General features: G+C 68.9%; 19 protein-coding genes. 7 read left to right on the top strand and 12 right to left on the bottom strand.

From position 1 onward, the window contains the following. Positions 1-97 precede the first annotated feature (97 nt). The 5 genes from ACO0LU_RS14955 to ACO0LU_RS14935 all read right to left on the bottom strand — a co-directional run bounded on the left by ACO0LU_RS14955 (position 98) and on the right by ACO0LU_RS14935 (position 5,598). Complete coding sequence (locus ACO0LU_RS14955; protein ID WP_424792150.1) at positions 98-910, bottom strand: ABC transporter ATP-binding protein; 813 nt, start codon at positions 908-910, stop codon at positions 98-100. After that, a complete protein-coding gene (locus ACO0LU_RS14950; protein ID WP_424792280.1) occupies positions 907-1,806 on the bottom strand; it encodes an ABC transporter ATP-binding protein in 900 nt (299 codons plus the stop codon). Before ACO0LU_RS14950 ends, ACO0LU_RS14955 begins: the two co-directional genes overlap by 4 nt. 88 nt (positions 1,807-1,894) lie before the next feature. Beyond that, positions 1,895-2,884, bottom strand: a complete 990-nt coding sequence (locus ACO0LU_RS14945) for a branched-chain amino acid ABC transporter permease (RefSeq protein ID WP_424792149.1) — start codon at positions 2,882-2,884, stop codon at positions 1,895-1,897. A 16-nt stretch (positions 2,885-2,900) separates the two neighbouring features. Next, positions 2,901-4,325, bottom strand: a complete 1,425-nt coding sequence (locus tag ACO0LU_RS14940) for a branched-chain amino acid ABC transporter permease (RefSeq protein WP_424792148.1) — start codon at positions 4,323-4,325, stop codon at positions 2,901-2,903. A gap of 115 nt (positions 4,326-4,440) precedes the next feature. Next, positions 4,441-5,598, bottom strand: coding sequence for an N-acetyltransferase family protein (locus tag ACO0LU_RS14935; RefSeq protein WP_424792147.1), 1,158 nt, complete (start codon positions 5,596-5,598; stop codon positions 4,441-4,443). Positions 5,599-5,769: 171 nt separating this feature from the next. On the opposite strand from ACO0LU_RS14935, the gene ACO0LU_RS14930 reads away from it, so the two are divergent. Further along, entirely contained in the window at positions 5,770-6,450 is a 681-nt protein-coding gene (locus ACO0LU_RS14930) for a hypothetical protein (RefSeq protein WP_424792146.1), read from the top strand. Between the two features lie 11 nt (positions 6,451-6,461). On the opposite strand, the gene ACO0LU_RS14925 is transcribed toward ACO0LU_RS14930, so the two are convergent. Both ACO0LU_RS14925 and ACO0LU_RS14920 read right to left on the bottom strand, forming a co-directional pair. After that, positions 6,462-8,321, bottom strand: a complete 1,860-nt coding sequence (locus tag ACO0LU_RS14925; protein ID WP_424792145.1) for a glycoside hydrolase family 2 protein — start codon at positions 8,319-8,321, stop codon at positions 6,462-6,464. A gap of 118 nt (positions 8,322-8,439) precedes the next feature. Then, a complete protein-coding gene (locus tag ACO0LU_RS14920; protein ID WP_424792144.1) occupies positions 8,440-9,534 on the bottom strand; it encodes a LacI family DNA-binding transcriptional regulator in 1,095 nt (364 codons plus the stop codon). Positions 9,535-9,664: 130 nt separating this feature from the next. Between ACO0LU_RS14920 and ACO0LU_RS14915 the strand changes: the two genes are divergently transcribed. The 6 genes from ACO0LU_RS14915 (at position 9,665) to ACO0LU_RS14890 (ending at position 15,488) form a co-directional block, all read left to right on the top strand. After that, a complete protein-coding gene (locus ACO0LU_RS14915; RefSeq protein ID WP_424792143.1) occupies positions 9,665-11,047 on the top strand; it encodes an extracellular solute-binding protein in 1,383 nt (460 codons plus the stop codon). Between the two features lie 13 nt (positions 11,048-11,060). Next, a complete protein-coding gene (locus tag ACO0LU_RS14910) occupies positions 11,061-12,005 on the top strand; it encodes a carbohydrate ABC transporter permease (protein ID WP_424792142.1) in 945 nt (314 codons plus the stop codon). A gap of 1 nt (position 12,006) precedes the next feature. Continuing rightward, on the top strand, positions 12,007-12,939 hold the full coding sequence (locus tag ACO0LU_RS14905) for a carbohydrate ABC transporter permease (RefSeq protein ID WP_424792141.1): 933 nt from the start codon (positions 12,007-12,009) through the stop codon (positions 12,937-12,939). A 129-nt stretch (positions 12,940-13,068) separates the two neighbouring features. Beyond that, positions 13,069-13,617, top strand: a complete 549-nt coding sequence (locus tag ACO0LU_RS14900; RefSeq protein WP_424792140.1) for a type 1 glutamine amidotransferase domain-containing protein — start codon at positions 13,069-13,071, stop codon at positions 13,615-13,617. Between the two features lie 146 nt (positions 13,618-13,763). Next, entirely contained in the window at positions 13,764-14,768 is a 1,005-nt protein-coding gene (locus tag ACO0LU_RS14895; protein ID WP_424792139.1) for an aldo/keto reductase family protein, read from the top strand. After that, complete coding sequence (locus tag ACO0LU_RS14890) at positions 14,769-15,488, top strand: HAD-IA family hydrolase (protein ID WP_424792138.1); 720 nt, start codon at positions 14,769-14,771, stop codon at positions 15,486-15,488. Between the two features lie 95 nt (positions 15,489-15,583). On the opposite strand, the gene ACO0LU_RS14885 is transcribed toward ACO0LU_RS14890, so the two are convergent. From ACO0LU_RS14885 to ACO0LU_RS14865, 5 genes are all read right to left on the bottom strand, one after another. Further along, positions 15,584-16,045: an Hsp20/alpha crystallin family protein gene (locus ACO0LU_RS14885; protein ID WP_424792137.1), complete on the bottom strand. Its 462-nt coding sequence runs from the start codon at positions 16,043-16,045 to the stop codon at positions 15,584-15,586. A 120-nt stretch (positions 16,046-16,165) separates the two neighbouring features. Next, positions 16,166-17,158: a DUF4349 domain-containing protein gene (locus ACO0LU_RS14880; RefSeq protein ID WP_424792136.1), complete on the bottom strand. Its 993-nt coding sequence runs from the start codon at positions 17,156-17,158 to the stop codon at positions 16,166-16,168. 112 nt (positions 17,159-17,270) lie between these two features. After that, entirely contained in the window at positions 17,271-18,446 is a 1,176-nt protein-coding gene (locus ACO0LU_RS14875) for a Gfo/Idh/MocA family protein (RefSeq protein ID WP_424792135.1), read from the bottom strand. A 24-nt stretch (positions 18,447-18,470) separates the two neighbouring features. After that, a complete protein-coding gene (locus ACO0LU_RS14870) occupies positions 18,471-19,568 on the bottom strand; it encodes a Gfo/Idh/MocA family protein (protein WP_424792134.1) in 1,098 nt (365 codons plus the stop codon). Further along, positions 19,553-20,284 (bottom strand): ThuA domain-containing protein, encoded by a 732-nt coding sequence (locus tag ACO0LU_RS14865; protein WP_424792133.1) that lies wholly within the window; start codon positions 20,282-20,284, stop codon positions 19,553-19,555. The genes ACO0LU_RS14870 and ACO0LU_RS14865 overlap by 16 nt, the downstream gene beginning before the upstream one ends. Positions 20,285-20,393 lie beyond the last annotated feature (109 nt).

The raw sequence follows: 20,393 nt of genomic DNA, 5'->3' as shown, positions 1-20,393 counted from the left end.
CGGGCCCAAGGCGGTCCGGGCCAGGCGGTGTGCCGGGACGGGCACGCCGAGGGCCGCCGATGGCCGCAGCGGCCTCGTGGGTCGGGTCCGGGGCGCCTCAGTCGCCGGTACGGCCCAGGGTTCCCAGATACAGTTCGATCACCTTGGGATCGTGCATCAGTTGCTGCCCGGTGCCGGTGTAGGCGTCCCGGCCCTGATCCAGCACGTAGGCCCGGTCGCTCAACTGCAGGCACCGCTGAGCATTCTGCTCCACCATCAGGATGGAGACACCGGCGGAGTTGATCCGCTGCACGGCCTCGAAGACAGTGTCCTGCATGATCGGGGACAACCCCGCCGAGGGCTCGTCCAGGAGGAGTACCTGCGGGTCGGTCATCAGGGCCCGTCCCATGGCGACCACCTGCCGCTCGCCCCCGGACAGCGAGCCGCCGCGCTGGCGGCGACGCTCGTGCAGCACCGGGAACAGGTCCGTCACCACCTGGTACCGCTCCTCGTACTCCCGGGGCCGCAGGTACAGCCCCATCTGGAGGTTCTCCTCGATGGTCAGGGAGGGAAACACGTTGTTGTTCTGGGGCACGTACCCCACGCCCCGATCGACGAGCCGGTAAGTGGGGACCCCCACGATGTTCCGGCCGCGCAGCAGGACCTCGCCGCTGCGCACCGGCACGATCCCGAACATCGTCTTGATCAGGGTGGACTTCCCGGCCCCGTTCGGGCCGATGATGCCCACCAGCTCTCCCTCGCGCAGGTGCACATTGCAACCGTTGAGGATATCCACCTCCGCGATGTACCCGGCCACTAGGCTGCGGCTCTCCAGCAGGATGGCGCCGTCCGGCAGGCTGTTCCGCTCGGTCGAGGTGGCCTCCTGGTCCGTGCCCGCCGGGTCGGTGTCGCCGGCTCGCTCCTGGCTCATCGCTCCTCCTGCACGCCGGTCTCGGCCGGCTCGGCGCGCCTGCCCAGGTAGGCCTCGATCACCGCCGGGTTGGTGCTGATGTCGGCTGGGCGTCCCTCGGCGATCACCGCACCCTGGGCGAAACAGATGATCCAGTCGCTGATGCTCATGATGACGTCCATGTCGTGCTCGACCAGCACGATCGTCTTGCCCTCATCGCGCAGGTTCTGGATGTGCCCCAGCAGGGACTGGGTCAGTGCCGGGTTCACCCCGGCCATCGGCTCATCGAGCATGATCAGGTCCGGGTCCACCATCAGAGCCCGGGCCATCTCCAGCAGTTTGCGCTGCCCGCCGGACATGGTGCCGGCGAACTCATCGCGCATCTGGCTGAGCCGGAAGCGCTCCAGCAACTCATCGGCGCGTGCCTCGATCTGCCGCTCCTGACTGCGCCACAGGAAGGGTAGCTGCGCGGCCAGGATGTTCTCGCCACGCTGGCCGGTGGCGCCCAGCATCACGTTCTCCAGCGTGGTCAGGCGCATCAGGGCCTTGGTGAGTTGGAAGGTGCGCACCATGCCGCGACGGGCGATCTTGTAGGCGGGCAGGCCACGCAGCGACTGTCCGTTGAAGGTCCAGCTTCCGGCGGAGGGTTTGTCGAAGCCGGAGACCAGGTTGAAGAAGGTGGACTTACCGGCACCGTTCGGTCCGATCAGGGCGGTGATGGTGCCGCGCTGCACCTCGAGGTGGTCCACGTCGACGGCTTTGAGTCCGCCGAAGTGACGTGTCATCCCGGTGGCGACCAGAATCGGGTCGGGCTTGGCCACCCCGGGCTCGGGCGCGACGTCGGCCAGTGCCTTTGCCGCGAGTACGGCCCCGGAGGAGGGCCCGGCCTGCTCCCGTGCCTCCTCGTGCTCGACCAGATCCTCCCGCTCGTCCAGGATCTGATCGCGCGCCGCGGCGAGGTCCTCCTCGGTCCGGTCCGGGGCCGGGGAGGACTCGGGGCGTGGCTTATCGGACACTGAGTCGGATCTCCTCTGCGTTGCCGAGTATCCCGGCCGGGCGGAAGGCCATCAACAGCACCAGGAGCAGACCGACGAACACGAATCGCATCGCGCTCACGTCACTGGAGGCCAGGATCGAGGACGGGATGATGCCTTGGGTGGTGGCCTGCCGCAGCAGCGCGTCCAGGAAGGTCAGCAGGAACCAGAAGATGATGCTGCCCACGATCGGTCCCATGATGCGGCTGGCGCCGCCCAGGATCACGATGGCCCACAGGTAGAAGGTCACCGCCGGCATGTAGATATCGGGGTTCACGGTCTGGCCGTGCATCGCCATCATCGCCCCGGCCAGGGCCCCGAGCACACCGCCGAGGATCAGGCTCTGCATCTTGTAGGCGTAGACGTTCTTGCCCAGGCTGCGGGCGGCGAGTTCGTCCTCACGGACCGACTTCAGCACCCGGCCCCACGGGCTGCGCATGAGCAGGAACACCAGGAGGGAGAAGAAGGCGACCAGCCCCCAGGTCACCGTCATCACCCACAGGTTGCGCGCGCTGAAGGAGAACGGTCCCAGCACCAGGGACTGGGTGTAGGGGTTCAGGGCGAAGAAGTCTCCCGCGAACTGACTCAGCCCGTAGACCCCGCCGGTCAGCGGTTCGGCCCAGGAGGAGCGGTACAGATAGCGCAGCACCTCTGCGGCCGCGATCGTGGTGATGGCCAGATAATCCCCGCGCAATCGCAGCGTGGGGATCCCCAGGATCAGGGCCAGGACCACCGCGCACCCGATCCCGATCAGGATGCCCACCCACAGCGGCAGGTCCCAGGTGGCCACGCTGACGGCCACGCCGTAGGCGCCCACCAGCATGAACCCGACCTGGCCGAAGTTCAGCAGCCCGGTGTAGCCGAAGTGCAGGTTGAGCCCCACCGCGGCGAGCGCGTAGATCGCCGCCTCCGGCCCGATCGCCCCGCGCAGTGCGTTGGCAAGAATGTCCATGAACTCCATGTGCGACCTCCCGCGCCTAGCCGGCGCGCTCCGCTCTGCCGAAGATCCCCTGCGGTCGCAGCAACAGCACCAGGATCAGCACGAGCAGCGCCCAGAAGTTCTGCAGCGCCGGCGGGAACCAGAGCGTGGACCACTGCGAGACCAGCCCGATGATCAGGCTGCCGACCATCGCCCCGTAGGCGCTGCCGATCCCACCGAGGATCACCCCGGCGAACATCAGCAGCAACAGATAGAAGCCCATGTCCCAGTACACCGCTGAGGTCAGGCCGTAGAAGACCCCGCCCAGGGCAGCCAGACCACCGCCGAGCACCCACACCATCATGATCACGCGGCTGACGTTGATCCCGGAGGCCTCGGACAGGTCCTTGTTGTCCGAGACCGCGCGCATAGCCTTGCCGATCCGGGTCTTGGACAACATGATCCCGATCCCGACCATGATCGCGAATGCCAGCAGCGTCACAATCAGGTCCCGCGGGGTGATGCGCACCATCCCGATCTCGAGGGCAGCCTGCACGGTGTAGGTGTCGTACTGCCCGCGCCGGGAGCCGAACACCACCAGCAACAGGTAGCGCAGCAGCAGGGACAGCCCGATGGAAATGATGAAGAGCTGGATCAATCCGGTGCCGCGTCTTCGCATCGGCAGCCAGACGGTCTTCTCCAATGCCCCGGCCAGCAGCGCACCGACCACCATCGCCAGCCCCGCGGCCAGGATCAGTGGCACGTTCCCCGGGGAGGTGGACAGGAAGAAGGCGGTGACCGCACCGATTGTGACGAACTCACCGTGGGCGAAGTTGATCAGGCGCGTCGTGCCGAAAACCAGGGACAGGCCCACGGCGGTGATGGCGATGATCGCGCCGAGTTTGATCCCTTCCACGGTCAGTTGCGCGAACCGGGCGGAGAAGGAGGCGCCGCGGGGCTGCTCGGTGGCGATCGCGCCCTCGTCCTCCTCCGGGGTCGCGGCGTCATCGACGGGAGCGTCGTCGTCGGTCTCGGGGGGTTCGGTGCCCGGCGCCGGCTGCTGGGTCTCATCGGCCCCGATCAGCGGGAACGGCACCCTGGTCTGCAGCCGGCCGGGGCGCACCAGGATGTCCTCGCGGCGCTCACCGGCCTCCTGCTGGGGCTGCAGGTCGGCGGGCAGTGTGTCCACGTCCAGGACGACGTCGAAGGTACCCGGGCCGGGCACCTCCAGTTCCCAGGAGCCCTCGCCGTCGGTGACCGTCTCGTCCAGTTCCTCGCCTGCCTGCTCCAGCGTCAGGCCCGCCCCCTCGACCGGTTCGCCGTCGGGGTCGTTGATGGTGCCGAAGAGCACCTGGGCATCGCCGTCCTCGGTACTCATCGGGACCGGACCGCCGCCGGGAAGGATGGAAGCGGCCGCGGCCGCAGGGGTCATGACCAGGAACAGGAACAGGGTCGCCAGCAAGGGGGCGATGCGTCGCTGCACGGCACGCTCCCTCCTTGGCATCGCGCAAAGTCAACCACAACCGGAGGAGCATCAGATGACAAGTGATCAGATTGATACCTGCGCGTGCCCTGCCCCGCTCAAGCAGGCGCCGGGCTCAACTGATCCCCAGTTGCCAGGCACCCCAGATCGAGGCGACGTGATAGCCGAGGGCGACGTTGATGGCGAGCATGTGCTCGTTCTCCTGGGCGTTCCAGGTGTGCACCCGGCGCACCAGCGGCGCTTCGCGGGCGAGCAGGTCCAGGTTCGTCGTCTTCAACAGCATGCCGAGCCGGTGTCCGCGGTGCGGCGTGAGTACCACCGTGTTCTCCTGGTAGGCAACCTGGGGCTTGCGCGCATCGAGATGGATCTCGGTGTAACCGGCCAACTCCCCGGTGCGCGCATGCCTTGCCGCAGTGGTGATCGAGCGCATCCCGGAGGCGGCCAGCACCTGTTCGCCGTGCCGGATCCGATCGCTGTCCCAGTTCTCCTCCTGGTAGTCCAACGCGCCGGTGGGTGCGTCCGTGCTCATCGCCCGCAGCAGGACCGCCATCCCCGCCAGCCAGCGCTGCGGCACCGCGTCGGTCCAGGAGAGGAGTTCGTAGTCCTCGCCCGCGCGGGTTGCGGCGGCCCCGCCCAGCCCGGCGAGCAGGCCGTCGGGCAAGGGCAGGTGCTGCACGGAGTGCCGGTCCACCTGCGCCAGGGTGCAGCCGCGTGCCCGCAGGAATCGCACCCCGGGTTCCCGGGCGTCCACCCGGCCGCTCCCCGTCGGCGCCGCGAGCGCATCGGGGGAGTCGGCTTCGGGTTCGGTGCGCTGGCAGGTCTCCGCGGTGACCACGGCGCGCCCGGCCCCCCGGATGCCGCGCAGCGCCCGGTTCCACAGTGCGGAGCCGATGCCGCGGCGCCGGTGGGTCGAGCGCACGATCACCGAGACGCGGGCCAGATGGGTGTTGTCCGTCGCCGGGAATTCGAGCCAGGCGGCTCCGAGCACCGCGGCCGGATCCTGCCCGTGGTCGGGATCCAGGGCTAGCAGCACCTCCTTGCGGGTGTCGCGCTGGTTGGCCAGGCGTACCGCCATCTGCTCGGCATCCTCGGCGAGATCATCGCTGCCCAGCGCCTCCACGAGATAGTCCCGGTCCAGTTCGGCGATGCCGCGGATCTGCCAGGACGGCTCGGCCCGGGCCCACGTCCCACCGGCGCCTGTTTCGACGCCGGTGTGCGCCCCCTCGGCGTCGTCGGTGGGCAGCCGTGCGTGGGTGATCACGAACCTGGGCATGCACCGCAGCATCCTCCGGTGCCGCCACGTGTGCCAAGCGAATTCGTCCAACCGGGTCCTGCGGCCGGGCCTTGCTATCCTGCCGCAGGAGCACGGAATGGTCGAAGCAGGACCGGCGGGCAGGGCGGCGCTGCCGCTGCCGCCCGGTCTGAGAGCGAAGGGGTGGGGACGGTGGACGTTGCTCCAATCCTGTTCGTCATCGTGGTCGCGGTCGGTGCCGTGATCGTCACCCAGGTCCTGAACCGTAAGCGCCAGGAGAGGATCCGGGCCTATGCCCAGCAGCGTGGCTGGACGTATCAGCCACACTCGAGGGAGATGGTGAACCGCTGGACCAGCCCCCCGTTCGGCGTCGGCCGCGCGCGGCAGGCGAACGAGGTGCTCACCGGGACGTTCCACGGTGAGCAGGCGGTCTCCTTCAGTTACCGGTACACCACCGGCAGCGGTAAGAACAAGACGACCCATCACTTCCACGTGGTGGCCCTGCACCTCCCGGCAGCCCTGCCCTGGCTCCGGCTCAACCCGGAGGGCTTCGGTTCGGCGATCAGCAAGTTCTTCGGCGGGCAGGACATCCGGTTCGAGTCCAAGGCGTTCAACGACACCTGGCGGGTCCAGGGTCCGGAGGGGCAGTTCCCGTTCGACTTCATCCACCCGCGGATGATGGACCGTCTCCTGCAGCCCGACGCGGTCGGGCACAACATCACCGTGGAGGGCCAGGACATCCTGTTGTACGTCCGCGGCCGCCAGGAGGTAGAACGGATCGACTTCTACCTCAACCTGCTCCTGGGCATCATCCAGTTGATCCCCCGGCACCTGTGGCTGCGCGTGGGCCACGATCCGCTGGCCCGGCGCTAGGGGGCTCGCTCCTACGCGCCGGGGGAGTCGCCGTCGGCCCGTTCGGCAGCGGCCACCCGCTGTTGGACCCGACGCACCCGATCCACGTCGAGTTTGACGCCGCGGTCGAACCGGTAGATGCCGTTCTGCTCCTGGAACACGTCGGTGAGCTGGGTGTAGCAGTACCCGAACATGTTCGCGTCATCCAGGAGCACATCGGTCAGGCCGGCGAACCGGACGTGGAACTCCTCCTCATCGGCGACTCGCTGTCCGTACCCCCAGGACTCGGCGCGGTCGGTGCCGTCGGCCTCGGCCGCTTCGTCCGGGTTCCACCAGATGCCGCCGTACTCGCTGACGAAGTAGGGCTGGCCGGCGTAGGGCAGGGAGATGGTCTGCCCGTCGTGGGAATTGACGAACGGGTCACCGGTGACCAGTCCGGCCTGCTGTTCGGCGAACGCCTCCGGATCCTGCTCGTAGGAATGGGAGTCGTAGACGTCGGTCTCGGCCACCCGGTGGGAGTAGCCGGAAGCGTCGATGACCGGGCGGGTCGGATCGGCGGCCTTGGTGGCCAGGAACATCCCGCGGGTGACGTCATCGAGCACGGTGATCTCATCGTGCAGCACCTGCCAGGTCTCGTTCAGCGGGCACCAGCCGATGATCGCGGGGTGGTTGTAGTCGCGCTCGATCACCTCGGTCCACTGGGTGATGTAGGAGGCGTCGGGCCGCTGATGGTCGCTGCGGTGACCCTGGGCGGAGCAGCCCCAGTCGGCGAACTCACCCCAGAGCAGATAGCCGCGGCGGTCGGCGTGGTACAGGAACCGCTCCTCGAAGACCTTCTGGTGCAGACGCGCTCCGTTGAAGCCGGCCGCCAGGGACAACTCGATGTCCTCGACCAGGGCGGCATCGCTGGGTGCGGTCATCAGCCCGTCGGGGTAGTAGCCCTGGTCCAGCACGAGCCGCTGGAACACGACCTCACCATTGAGCCGTACCCGGTTGCCGTCGATGCTGACCGAACGCAGACCTGCGTAGGAGTCGATCGCGTCGACCACGGTGCCGGCTTCGTCCAGTAGTTCCAGGCGCACGTCGTAACAGAAGCCCTCACCCACCTTCCACAACCGGACGCGGTCGGGCGGGATGGGCAGGTGCAGGGCGGGGGCCAGGTCCAGGTCGGCGCGCACCTGGGTGGTGACGACCTCACCGTCGGCGTCGGAGACGACGGCGCGCACGGTCATGCCGCGCCGGTTGGCGCTGAGCGGTGCCACGACGCGGAAGGCCGGTGCGGCCACATCCGGGGTGATCCGCGGACGGCGCAGGTGCACCTGGGGGACCGGCTCGAGCCAGACGGTCTGCCAGATGCCCGTGGTGCGGGTGTAGTGGCACTCGGAGTTGGCGTACTTGGTGGCCTGCTTGCCGCGCGCCTGGGGGATGTGGCGCCGGTCCCGGGCGCGCACCACGATGATGGCCTCCTGCCCGGGCTCGGCGACCCCGTGCAGGTCGGCGGTGAAGGAGGAGAAGCCGCCGCGGTGGCGCCCTACCTGGGTGCCGTTCACCCAGACGGTGGCGTCGTGGTCCACCGCCCCGAAGTGCAGCAGCACCCGCTGGCCGCTCCAGGCCGACGGGATGGTCACGGTGCGCCGGTACCAGACCGCTTCCATGAAGTCGGTGTTGGCGATGCCGGAGAGTTCGGATTCCGGTGCGAACGGAACGGTGATCGTGCCGGAGAGTTCGGCATCGACGAGGCCGCGCTCCAGGCCGGAATCGCCGGAATCGACCTCGAACTGCCAGGTGCCGTTCAGGTTCAGCCAGTCCGGGCGCACCATCTGCGGGCGGGGGTACTCGGGGCGGGGAACGGCGGCGTGGTCGTGGGTCTGGGCGGGCGTGTGCTCGGGCATCGCATGCACCTTTCGGTACGACTTCAGTACAACGACTGCAGTACAACGTTGTAGGGCTGCACGGAAAGCATACTCGTGCCCACGTGAACGTGCAGCCATTTGCCGCCTGGGTGCTCGGTCAACGTGCCGGCGCGGTGCTGTCCCGGATGTGGATCTGATGCGGCAGCACGTGGACCTTGCCGGGACCGGCACTGCCCTCGATCCGGGCGAGCAGGAGGTCCACGGCGAGTTCGGACAGCGCGCTGAGATCGGGCGTGACGCTGGTCAGTCCCGGGTTGGCGAATCGCCCCTCCTCCGACCCGTCCCAACCCAGCACGGCCACATCCTCGGACACGCGCAGCCCGGCCTGGCGCAGTGCTGCCATCGCGCCGATCGCCAGTTGGTCATTGGCGCAGAAGATCGCGTCCAGGCGGTCGGTCCCCGACTCCGTCAGGTAGGTCGAGATACCGTCGTAGCCGGCTGGGCGTGAGTAGACCGACGTCGGCAGGATCGTGGGCGTCATGTCGGTACCGATCGCCTCCAGATAGCCATCGCGCCGCAGGCTTCCCGCGCCGCTGGCGCTGCCCCGCCGCCGGTGATCGGGTGGGCCCGCACCGGGGCGGGGGTCGGCACCCAGGAACACGATCGCTCGCCGACCGGTGTCCAGGAGGTGCTGGGTAGCCTCCCGGGCCGCAGCGACGTTGTCGATCAGCACGCGGTCCAGGGCCAGGTCCCTGGCCAGTTCGGCCAGGCCGTGTTCGCCGAGGACCACGGTGGGCAGCGTGGTGCTCGCCCGGCGGATCTCCTCGGGATCCAGTGACTGGGGGGAGTAGATCAGGCCGTCCAACAGGTGCACTCCGAAGCCGTCGGCGGCGTGGCGTTCCCGTTCCACCTCGGCGAGCGTCTCCTCGATCAGGACGGTGTAATCACGCGTCCCGGCGGCTTCGATCACGGCGTGGGCGAGGTCGGAGAAGTAGGGCAGGCGCAGGTCCGCCACGGCCAGGCCGAGGATCCGGCTGCGACCCTGGCGCAGGTATCGCCCGGAGAGCGTGGGACGGTAACCCAGTTCGGCGATCGCGGCCTGCACCCGTGCCCGGGTCTCCGGGCGCACCGGTGCGCTCTCGTTGACCACGTTGGAGACCGTCTTCCACGAGACACTCGCCAGGGCCGCCACGTCCTTGATTCCGGGGCGGGAGCGGCCCTGCCACGGCGTGGGGGAATCGGCGCGAGACATCTCCACAGTGTGCCGCACGCGGCCGTGGGTGGAGCGGGCACCTGGGGGTCTTGACACGACGGGGCAACCGCGCCACCCTACTTGCAACGTTGTAGTGACCCGTGATGATGCGGACTCAGGGAGGTCGTCGATGACCAGATCCACGCCGCACAACGGCGCGTCGTTGCCACCGCGCCCGGCCACGGCAGGTCGCGGACTCACGGGGCTCTCACGGCGCGGTGTCCTCCAGGGTGCGCTCGGCCTCGGTGCCCTGGCCGCGGCGGGATCCCTGGCCGGCTGCTCGGGCGACGTGCGCACAGCCACGGCCGGGGGCACGCTGGTGCGGGTGTGGGACCTGCTCGGCGGCTCCGACGGGGAACTGATGGACAGCATCCTCAATGACGTGCGCGGGGACTTCTCCGAGACGGTGATCGACCGGACCACGCTGGCCTGGGGTGCCCCCTACTACACCAAACTGGCCATGGCCGCTGCCGGGGGGCGTGCCCCGGAATCGGCGATCGTGCATCTGTCCCGCCTCATCGGTTACGCGCCCGGCGGGCTGCTGGAACCGTTCGATCTGGACATGCTTGCCGAGGTGGGCATCACCGAGGCCGACTTCCCGCCGGCACTGTGGGAGCGCGCCCTGTACGAGGGGGAGTTGTACGCCCTGCCCCTGGACACCCACCCGGTGATCCTGTTCTACGACCCGGCGGTCGCCGAGCAGGCCGGACTGATCGGCGACGACGGGTTGCTCACCGAGATCACCAGCCCCGAGGAGTTCCTCGACGCCGGCCGGGCACTGGCCGAAGTCACCGGGGACACCGGCATCGCCTACGGCTACCTCAACGACAGCGCGCAGGCGTGGCGGCTGTTCTGGGGACTGTACGGGCAGAAGGGTGCCGAGTACGACCTCACGCCCGGGCGCCCCGCCGAACTGGACGTCGACGCAGCCACCGAGGTCCTGGAGTTCATGCAGTCGATGCTGGACGGTACCGTGACCGCACCGAACAGCGATTACGGAAGCGCGATCGCCAACTTCAACACCGGACGTGCCGGCGCCATCATCTCCGGTGACTGGGAGTTGAACAGCCTGCGCGGTGCGGTGCCCGAGGTCTCGGCGGTGCCGCTGCCGATCATCTATGACCAGCCTGCGGCGTTCGGTGACTCCCACGCCTACGTCCTGCCGCGCCAGATCAGCCCCGACCCCGAGCGTCGGCGGGCTACGTATGAGGTCCTGGCCGCGATCCTGCGCGAGGGCAAAGCCTGGGCCGGCGCCGGGCACATCCCCACGCTCACCGAGGTGGTGGAGTCGCAGGAGTACCAGGAGATGCGCCCCCAGGCGAACTACGCCGAGGCCGGTGAGTGGATCTTCCTGGACCCCCCGGTCTGGTTCACCGGATCGGGTTCGGACTTCCAGAACCGGATGTGCCAGGAGATGCAACGCGCGCTGCTCGGCCTGATCTCGGCGGAGGAGGGCGTGCAGAGCATGCTCGATGAGATGAACGTCCTGCTGTCCTCACCGGCGCCGGCCTGACCCGGAGGGATCGATGGTTTCCACAACGACTTCAGCCCCGATGTCCGTCCCCCGCGATGTGCGGCGGGCCCGACGTGAGGCCGAGCGACGTGCCCAGCGCCTGCACTCGGGGGGGAGCGGTTACTGGTTTCTGGCCCCGTTCGCGTTGGCGTTCGTGCTGTTCCTGGTCTGGCCGATCGTCTACGGCATGTGGATGAGTCTGACCGACCGATCCCTGATCGGTCTGGAACCCTCGGTGATCGGCCTGTCCAACTACGTCGAGGCGTTCGCTGACCCCCAGGTCTGGCAGACCCTGTGGCAGACCGTCTTCTTCACGATCATCACCACCATCCCGCTGGTGATCGTGGCGCTGGTGATGGCGTTGCTGGTCTACACCGGGTTGCCCGGGCAATGGTTGTGGCGGTTCGCGTTCTTCGCCTCCTTCCTCTTGCCGGTCGTCGTGGTCACCGATGTGTGGTCATGGTTGTTCAACCCCGAGTTGGGCCTGCTCAATACCTGGCTGACCGCCGTCGGACTCGACCCGGTGGGTTGGCTGACGGACGAACGCGTGGCCATGTGGTCCATCGCGCTGGTGACCGTGTGGTGGACGGTGGGCTTCAACTTCCTGCTCTACCTCTCGGCGTTGCAGGCCATCCCCGAGCATCACTACGAGGCCGCGGCGATCGACGGGGCGGGGGCATGGCGGCGGTTGTGGTCGATCACGCTGCCGCAGGTACGCCGGATCACCGGGGTGGTGCTGGTGTTGCAGATCCTGGCCTCGCTCAAGGTGTTCGACCAGATCTACCTCCTCACCGGTGGTGGTCCGGCGGGCTCGACCCGTTCGGTGCTGGTCTACATCTATGACACCGGCTTCGTGAACTACCGGCTGGGTTACTCGGCGGCGATCTCCTTCATCTTCTTTGCCCTGATCGTTGCGGTGTCACTGACCAGGCTGTTCGCAGCCCGAAGGGAGCCCTGAGATGTCGGCGCAGACCCTCGTCCTACCCGAGGTGGCCCGCCGCCGGGCGCGCGAGCGCAAGGCGATCGCGCGCCGCGCGGAGAGCCGGCGCTCGACCAGCCTGCTGCTCGGCACCAGCACCAGCGGCAGAGTGCTGTCGCTGGCGGCGCTCATCCTGATGACCGTGATCTGGCTGTTGCCGTTCGCCTGGGCCGTGATCACCTCGTTCAAGTCCGAGGTCGACGCGGCCGATCCCGGGCAGATCGTGCCCGAGGGCGGGTGGACCCTCGGCGCTTACATCGGCGTCATTACGCGCGGCGCCCTTCCCCTGTGGATGTTCAACTCCCTGCTCGTGGCCGTACTGGTCACCGCCATCACTCTGATCATCTCGGCGATGGCAGCCTATGCGTTCTCCCAACTGAGGTTCCGCGGCCGTGGCTGGATGTTCGCGGTCACGATCGCCTCGATCATGGTGCCCGCCCAGATCCTGATCGTGCCGCTGTTCCAGCAGATGCTGTTCTTCCGCATGGTGGACACCTTCGCCGGTATCATCCTCCCCCAGGTGGTGGCGCCGATCATGGTGTTCATCCTGAAGAAGTTCTTCGACGGCATCCCGCGCGAACTGATCGATGCCGCGCGGGTGGACGGTGCGGGCGCCTGGCGCACCTTCTGGACCGTGGTCCTGCCGTTGTCCCGCGCGATCCTCGGAGCGGTGGCGATCTTCGTGTTCATCAGTGCGTGGAACAACTTCCTCTGGCCCTTCATCGTCACCACGGACTCGGCACTGATGACGATTCCGGTGGGCCTGGCCACGGTGACCGAGACGTACGGCTTGCAGTACGCGCGCACCATGGCCGCGGCGCTGCTGGCGGCCCTGCCGTTGCTGGTGGTGTTCATGCTGTTCCAGCGTCAGATCGTGCGCGGGGTCGCCACCACCGGCATGGGTGGTCAGTAGCAGCGCTCCGGCGCTGCGTGACGTGGCCAAAGCGGCTCGGGGTCACCCGGGGCCGCCCGGCGGGCACATCACGGCCGCCCCGGTTAACGTGGGGAATGGACCTGATGACATCGACGAAGGGAGAGCCTGATGGCTGACCTGAGTGGAAAGAAGATCGCGTTCCTGCTCACGAACAACTTCGAGGACAGCGAGTTGACCAGCCCCTGGCAGGCGGTCACCGAGGCCGGCGCGCAGGCGGTGCTCGTTTCACCGCAGCAGGAGCGCGTTGAGGGCAAGAAGGGTCACACCCAGGACGTGGACATGCACGTGAGCCAGGCCCGGGCCGCCGACTTCGACGGCCTGGTGCTGCCCGGCGGCACCTCCAATGCCGATCACCTACGGATGGACACCGACGCGGTCGGCTTCACCCGGGACTTCTTCAACCAGCACAAGCCGGTCGGCGTGATCTGCCACGGCCCGTGGATCCTGGCCGATGCGGATGTGCTGAAGGGCCGCACGATCACCTCTTTCCCCAGCCTCAAGACCGACCTGCGCAATGCCGGGGCGACCTGGGTGGATGAGGAGGTGGTGGTGGACCAGGGTCTGGTGTCCAGCCGTACCCCGGATGATCTGCCCGCCTTCAACGACAAGATCGTGGAGGAGATCGGCGAGGGTAAGCACGCCGGCCAGACCGCCTGAGTCCGCACGTTCTGCCCGCTGCGTATTCGCGCGCAGAGCCCTGGTAGCCTGCTGCCCGACCTCGCCGGCACCCCCGGGGCAGCGGTGGAACGATAGGGAGGGTGTCACCCGTAGCACGTTCACCGGAAGCCCTCTAGTCTGGCGGTATGGAATTCCGATACCTCGGCAATAGCGGTCTCAAGGTCTCCGAGATCACCTACGGCAATTGGCTCACTCACGGCTCCCAGGTGGAGAACGAGGTCGCCACGCGATGTGTCCAGGCGGCCCTGGATGAGGGCATCAGCACCTTCGACACCGCCGACACCTACGCCAACACGGTGGCCGAGGAGGTGCTCGGGAAGGCACTGAAGGGCGAGCGGCGCGAGTCGCTGGAGATCTTCACCAAGGTCTACTTTCCCACCGGTCCGATGGGTCACAATGACACCGGCCTGTCCCGCAAGCACATCCGGGAGTCCATCGACGCCTCCCTCAAGCGCCTGGGCACCGATTACGTGGACCTGTATCAGGCGCACCGGTTCGACTACGAGACGCCCCTGGAAGAGACCATGCAGGCTTTCGCCGACGTGGTCCGGGCCGGCAAGGCCCTGTACATCGGGGTGAGTGAGTGGACCGCCGACCAACTCAAGGAGGGCCACGCGCTCGCCGACGCCCTGGGCGTGCAACTGATCTCCAACCAGCCGCAGTACTCGATGCTGTGGCGGGTCATCGAGGGCGAGGTGGTCCCGGCCTCGGAGAAGTTGGGCATCTCCCAGGTGGTGTTCTCCCCGATCGCCCAGGGCGTACTGACCGGCAAGTACAGCCCCGGGAAGGACTTCCCGGAGGGCTCCCGCGCCACCGACACCAAGGGCGGGGCGGACATGATCGCCAAGTTCCTCAACAACAAAACCCTCAAGGCGGTCGCCAAACTCCAGCCGATCGCCGATGAGTTGGACCTGACCATGGCCCAGCTCGCGGTGGCCTGGGTGCTGCAGAACCCCAACGTGGCCTCGGCGATCATCGGTGCGTCCCGGCCGGAGCAGGTGCGCGACAACGTCGGCGCCGCCGGGGTGAAACTGGACAAGTCGGTGCTGAAGAGGGTCGACAAGGCCCTCGGCAAAGTCGTGGAGACCGACGCCTCGCTGACCCAGTCCCCGCCCGCCCGCCTGTCCTGAGTGCACGGCCACAACCCGGAGGCCGGAGGCGCCGGCCTGCCGACGCCGGGCCGCGCGTTCGACGACCGCACCTTCGATGCCGTGCTGTTCGACATGGACGGCACCCTGATCGACTCGGCTGCCTCGGCGCAGCGCTGCTGGCGCCGGTGGGCCCGTGAGTTCGGCCTGCCCGACGCCGAGACCTTCGAGGTGCAGCACGGGATCCCGGCCTCGCAGGTGGTCCCGACTCTGCTGCCCGCCGAGCAGGTGGAGGCCGGCGTCGCCCGGATCCTGGAACTGGAGATCGCCGACGCAACCGGGATCCACGTGCTACCCGGCGCCGAGTTAGCGCTGGGCTCACTGCGCCCGGGTCAGGCCGCGATCGTGACCTCCTGCACCCATGCGCAAGCGTGGGCGCGCATCAACGGGTCCGGGCTGGAACCACCCGAGGTGGTGGTCACGGCCGACGACGTCGAGCGCGGCAAGCCCTATCCGGATCCGTTCCGCTTGGGTGCTCGGGCGCTCGGTGTGGATCCGCGGCGGTGCCTGGTGATCGAGGACGCCCCGGCGGGAGTGACCGCGGCCCTGGCCGCCGGGTGTGCCGTGCTGGGGGTGGGCGGCCGCCACGGCTTGTCCCTGCTCGGGCAAGCCCACGCGGGGGCGAGTGGACTGGACCGAGTCGGCTTCGCCGTCGGCCCGGCCGGGATCGCGGTCGGCGACCGCTCCCCGCAGGCCGGGTAGCCGCAGCGGACGCACGCACGCCGGCCGGGCACGACCCGTGCGGGCCGGCCCGGCCGGTTGGTGCGTCAAGGGCCCTCGGGTGGGGTGGTCACGGCCTACTCGGACTGCTCGCCCCCGGCCTGGGCGGGCGCAACCGTGTTGATGGCGATCTGACGCGGCGTGGAGCCGGCGTAGGCACCGGCCACGCGCACGGTGAGGATCCCGGCGTCGTAGTCGGCGCTGACCTGGTCGGCGCCGACCGAACCCGGCAGCCGGAAGGTGCGCTCGAAGGAGCCGTAGCGGATCTCGCGCACGGTGGCGGTCTCAGCCGATTCCTTCGTCTCGTGGCGCTCACCGCGGATCACGAGCCGTCCGTCGGTCACCTCCACGGTCACGTCGGAGTCGATGTTCACGCCGGGCAGTTCCAACCGCACCAGGGCATCCTCGCCGTCGGGCACCACCTCGGCGGCCGGGTTGTACCCGGTGGTGGCGAGTGCGTGGGCGCCGAAGGCGTTGCGAACCAGGGCGTCGAACTCGGCGGCGGGGTTGCGGCGGGACCACAGGGAGAGAGTGCTCATCGTTTCCTCCAGAAACTTGACAGTTCACGTTCGAACACGTGCTATCCAGGTCAACTTGAGCGTCTTCGGCTCAATTCCACGATTCGCTGACAGCGAATCCCGCGACCCGCGTGGTTCCGGCTAGTCCTGTGGGTTCTGCGCCGTGCGGCCCGGGGCGCCCGAAGCAGTGACCGTCGCCCCGGTTCCCGTCGTCGGCCCCGTCGTCGTTCCGGCCACCCGGGACCGGCGGCGCCGGCGTAGCACCAGCAGGAGCGCCAGCAGGGGCACCCCGACGATGGCCAGCCACGGCGCCAGCACGCCGGCGAGGACCAGCAGGGCCGAGACGAAGGAGATCATGGCGTGCCATCCGGTCTGTAGCCCGCCGGTGAAGCCGTCGGACTCGATCGCCGGCGCCCGCTCTGCCGTGAGGTCCACGTGCACTGTGGACATGGCGACCTGGTCGGACAGGTACGCCCGCTGTGAGCGCAGCGACTCCAGTTCGCCCTGCCGCCGGCTCAGGGCCTCCTCGGCCGCGATCAGGTCCGCGCTGTCCTCGGCCTCGGCCATGATGTCCAGCAACCGGTCGGTCGATGTCTCCAGCGCCTCGATCCGGGCGTCGAGGTCCTGGGCGACCTGGGTGACGTCGTCGGAACTCTGGCTGACCTGGCGGATCTCGCCCACCTCGTCCAGGTCGTCGAGGAAGTCATCCAGATCGGCGGCGGGAATGCGCACCGTCAACCACGCGCTGGCCGGATAGTCCTCGTCACCGTCGTTGTCCGCCGCGTGCAGCGAACGCTGGTCCACCCGGCCGCCGGCGGTCTCGGCCAGGCGTACCACCTCGTTGGCGCTCTCGGCGGGGTCCGGCACCACGATGCTCACCTCGGCCGTGGTGATGACCTCCCGGACGGAGATGTCACCGGAGGGCTGGCTGGGGACGTGGCCGTCATCGGCGGCGTCGGCGTAGCCCCCCGCCTCGTCGTAGCCGGCGTCGGCGTCCGTCGCGGGCTCGCGGTACTCCCGGGTGGCTTCCACCGTCTCCGGTGCGCCCCCCGAGTCCGAACCGGTGCTCCCGCATCCGGCGAGGCCCAGTCCCGCGACCATGGTTGCGGCGGCGATCACTCCCGCGTGTCTCATCGGTCATCCCCTGGTTCGTGGTCGGTGTGTGATGACTGCTCTGTGTCACCATCGCGACCGCTGTTGCGGCGGCGGGGGGCCGTTACCGATTTCTGAGCAGGGCCGCGGTGCTTCAGGTGCCCACGTCGGTCCAGCGGGCGTGGTCCGCGGCGCTGGCCAGCACCGCCTCCAGCAGGTGCTGCACCCCGGTGCCCTCGGCGAAGGAGGGTTGGGGGTCGGTTCCGGTGGCGATCGCCTCCAGGAAGTCCCGGGCCTGGTGGATGAACGCGTGCTCATAGCCCAGCCCGTGCCCGGGCGGCCACCAGGCCCCCACATAGGGGTGGGTCGGTTCGGTCACCGGAATGGTGGTGAACCCGGCCAGGTCCCCTCGGGAGGCGTCGTAGTACTCCAGGGCGTTCATGTTCTCGAAGTTGAACGCCAGGGTGCCGTCCGAGCCGTTGATCTCCAGCATGATCCGGTTCTTGCGTCCGGTGGCGAACCGGGTGGCCTCGAAGGTGCCGAGTGCCCCGCCGTCGGTGCGGGCCAGCAGCACCGCCGCGTCGTCGACGGTCACCTCTCCCATCGGTCCGTCCGCCTGTGCCGTCGCGGCGCCCAGGGCGCCACCCCCGCGGGCGAGCGGCCGACGGCGAACGAAGGTCTCGGTCTGAGCGGCAACCCCGGTGATGCGCTGGCCGGAGACGAACTGGGCCAGGTCCAGGATGTGCGCGCCGATGTCCCCGAGCGCACCGGAGCCGGCCCGCTCTTGCTGCAGACGCCACACGAGCGGGAAGTCGGGGTCCACGATCCAGTCCTGCAGGTATTGGCCGCGGATGTGGCGGATGGTGCCGATCGCGCCGTCGGCGACCATCCTGCGCATCAGCGCCACCGCGGGCACCCGCCGGTAGGTGAACCCGACCATCGAGCGCACCCCGTTGCCTGCTGCCGAGCGGGCGGCCTTGGTCATCCGGGTGGCCTCGGCCAGGGTGTTGGCCAGCGGTTTCTCGCACAGCACGTGCTTGCCCGCCCCGAGGGCTGCCAGGGCGATCTCGGCGTGGGTATCGCCGGGGGTGCAGATGTCCACCAGGTCCACATCGTCACGGCGCACCACCTCACGCCAGTCGGTGGCCGACTCCTGCCAGCCCAGCGTGGCGGCCGCCTCCGCGGCCCGCGCCGGGTCCCGGCCCACCAGCACCGCCATCTGCGGATGCACGTCGAGCTCGAAGAAGCGGTGCACCGCCCGCCAGGCCTGGGAGTGGGCGGCACCCATGAAAGCGTGTCCGATCATTGCCACCCGCACCGTTGCGGTCATAGCCGGTTTCCTTCCGTCGGGGTTTCAGTTCAGGGCTGGGTCATCGCTGAGGGGGACCGGTGCCGGGCGCTCGCAGGTGCTGGGCACCGTCAGCACCGCCTGCTGCTCGGCTGCCTGGATGATCCGGTCCATCACCTCGTGGACGTGGAAGCCGAGTTCGGCGCTCTGCCGGTGCGGCCCACCGTCCTCGATCGCCCGGGCCATGTCGGCCAGGCCGTAACCCCGCCCGGCGCCCCGATAGCCTGCCTGGGGGGCCACCGCGGTGAACTCCGAGCCGAACCGTCCCAGCCGCACGTCGCCGTCGAACTGGTTCGGGTCGGGCACCGCGATGCTGCCCTCGGCCCCGTAGACCTCGATCCGGGGTACCTCGCTGGCGACCACGTCGAAACTGACCACCAGGGTGGAGATGGCGCCCCCGGCGTGCTGCAACAGTGCCGAGGTGAAGGTGTCCACGCTCACCGGAAGTACCTCACCGGCGCGGGGAGCGCCCTCGGGAACGACCCGCTCGGTGCGGGCGCGGCCGGCCATCGCCGAGACGGTGCGCACCGGGCCGAGCATGGTGACCAGGGCGGTCAGGTAGTACACGCCCATGTCCAGCAGCGGGCCGCCGCCCGCGGCGTAGTAGTAGGCGGGGTTGGGGTGCCAGAACTCGTGCCCGGGGGCCAGCATGAACGCAGTGGCCCCGACCGGCGCCCCGATCCGGCCCTCATCGACCAGTGCCCGGGCGGTCTGGATGCCGGTGCCCAGCACGGTGTCCGGAGCGCTGCCGAGGCGCAGGCCGGTGTCGGTGGTCGCGCTCATGAGTGCCTGTGCCTCGGTGGGTGTGGTGGCGAAGGGCTTCTCCAGGTAGACGTGCTTACCCGCCTCGAAGGCGGCCAGCGCGAGCGGGGCGTGCGCGGTGGGCGTGGTCAGGTTCAGCACCACATCGACGGTCTCTGCCTGCAGCAGGTCGGTTACCTGCAGCGCGGGAACTCCTTCGGCCTCGGCCACCGCGCGGGCGGCGGGCTCGTGGACGTCGCTGACGGCGGTCAGGTTCAGGTTGCCCAGTCGGCGCAGGTTGGCCAGGTACTGGCGGGAGATGTTGCCGCAGCCGACGATCCCGACGTTCAGCGGCTGGCCCACAACAGTCCTCTGCGCACGATGGTGCCCACGTTGTCGTCCCGCAGGATGTCCACGCGGTGGCCGGGGGTGCACACGAAGATGCGCCCGGCGCCCCACAGCCTGGTCCACACCGCGGGTGAGGTGACCTCCCGGTGCCAGGGGTCCCACGGGCGCACCGTCTGGGTGGTGGTGGCCAGCACGTCGTTGTAGTCATCGGCAAGGACCCAGTACTGCTCGGTGACCAGGTCGAAGTCGGAGATGCCGGCGGTGATGGGGTGGTTTCGCCCGGCGCCGGTGATCTCGATGGTGTGCGGGACGTAGTTGTCGTCCATGTGGCCGCGGCGTTCCTCCGGGGCCTTGCCCGGGTGGGTGGCGAACTGCCCGCCCACCAGGTGCAGGTAGTCGGAGTTGTTCCGGTAGGAGTCGGCGATGCCGCCGTGCCAGCCGCCGAACCCGGTGCCGGCCTCGATCGCGGTGCGCAGGCCGGTGAACTGCTCATCGGTAATGGTGTTCATCGTGTTGCACTGCACGATCAGGTCGATGCCGGCCATCAGGTCGGCGTCGGCATAAGGTTCGGGCGACTCGTGGACCTGCACCTCGAAGCCGTGCTCGCGCAGGAACGGGATGAATTCCTCGGTGGCCTCGATGGGCTGGTGGCCGTCCCAACCGCCGCGGACCACCAGGGCCTGGCGGGCGCGGCTGCTGTCGAAATCCGGCAGAGTTCGGGGGTCAGTCATGGGGTCGCTCTTCACCGTCGGGAGCAGGGCACGAGAGTGATCCTAGCGGATTTGTTCTGGACGACAACGAAACCGGGCCGACGGTGCGCCGACGCGAGCGATCCCGGCC

The sequence above is a fragment of the Pseudactinotalea sp. Z1748 genome, assembly GCF_049725185.1.
Classification (GTDB): domain Bacteria; phylum Actinomycetota; class Actinomycetes; order Actinomycetales; family Beutenbergiaceae; genus CALKWS01.
The sequence above is the reverse complement of the archived record's forward strand: the minus strand, read 5'-3'. Positions and strand labels throughout refer to the sequence as shown.

Bases quoted from the DNA above. Each gene is read 5' to 3' on its own strand.
- ACO0LU_RS14955 (WP_424792150.1), bottom strand. From the start codon at position 910: ATGAGCCAGGAGCGAGCCGGCGACACCGACCCGGCGGGCACGGACCAG.
- ACO0LU_RS14945 (WP_424792149.1), bottom strand. From the start codon at position 2,884: ATGGAGTTCATGGACATTCTTGCCAACGCACTGCGCGGGGCGATCGGG.
- ACO0LU_RS14935 (WP_424792147.1), bottom strand. From the start codon at position 5,598: ATGCCCAGGTTCGTGATCACCCACGCACGGCTGCCCACCGACGACGCC.
- ACO0LU_RS14925 (WP_424792145.1), bottom strand. From the start codon at position 8,321: ATGCCCGAGCACACGCCCGCCCAGACCCACGACCACGCCGCCGTTCCC.
- ACO0LU_RS14920 (WP_424792144.1), bottom strand. From the start codon at position 9,534: ATGTCTCGCGCCGATTCCCCCACGCCGTGGCAGGGCCGCTCCCGCCCC.
- ACO0LU_RS14915 (WP_424792143.1), top strand. From the start codon at position 9,665: ATGACCAGATCCACGCCGCACAACGGCGCGTCGTTGCCACCGCGCCCG.
- ACO0LU_RS14910 (WP_424792142.1), top strand. From the start codon at position 11,061: ATGGTTTCCACAACGACTTCAGCCCCGATGTCCGTCCCCCGCGATGTG.
- ACO0LU_RS14905 (WP_424792141.1), top strand. From the start codon at position 12,007: ATGTCGGCGCAGACCCTCGTCCTACCCGAGGTGGCCCGCCGCCGGGCG.
- ACO0LU_RS14900 (WP_424792140.1), top strand. From the start codon at position 13,069: ATGGCTGACCTGAGTGGAAAGAAGATCGCGTTCCTGCTCACGAACAAC.
- ACO0LU_RS14895 (WP_424792139.1), top strand. From the start codon at position 13,764: ATGGAATTCCGATACCTCGGCAATAGCGGTCTCAAGGTCTCCGAGATC.
- ACO0LU_RS14885 (WP_424792137.1), bottom strand. From the start codon at position 16,045: ATGAGCACTCTCTCCCTGTGGTCCCGCCGCAACCCCGCCGCCGAGTTC.
- ACO0LU_RS14880 (WP_424792136.1), bottom strand. From the start codon at position 17,158: ATGAGACACGCGGGAGTGATCGCCGCCGCAACCATGGTCGCGGGACTG.
- ACO0LU_RS14875 (WP_424792135.1), bottom strand. From the start codon at position 18,446: ATGACCGCAACGGTGCGGGTGGCAATGATCGGACACGCTTTCATGGGT.
- ACO0LU_RS14865 (WP_424792133.1), bottom strand. From the start codon at position 20,284: ATGACTGACCCCCGAACTCTGCCGGATTTCGACAGCAGCCGCGCCCGC.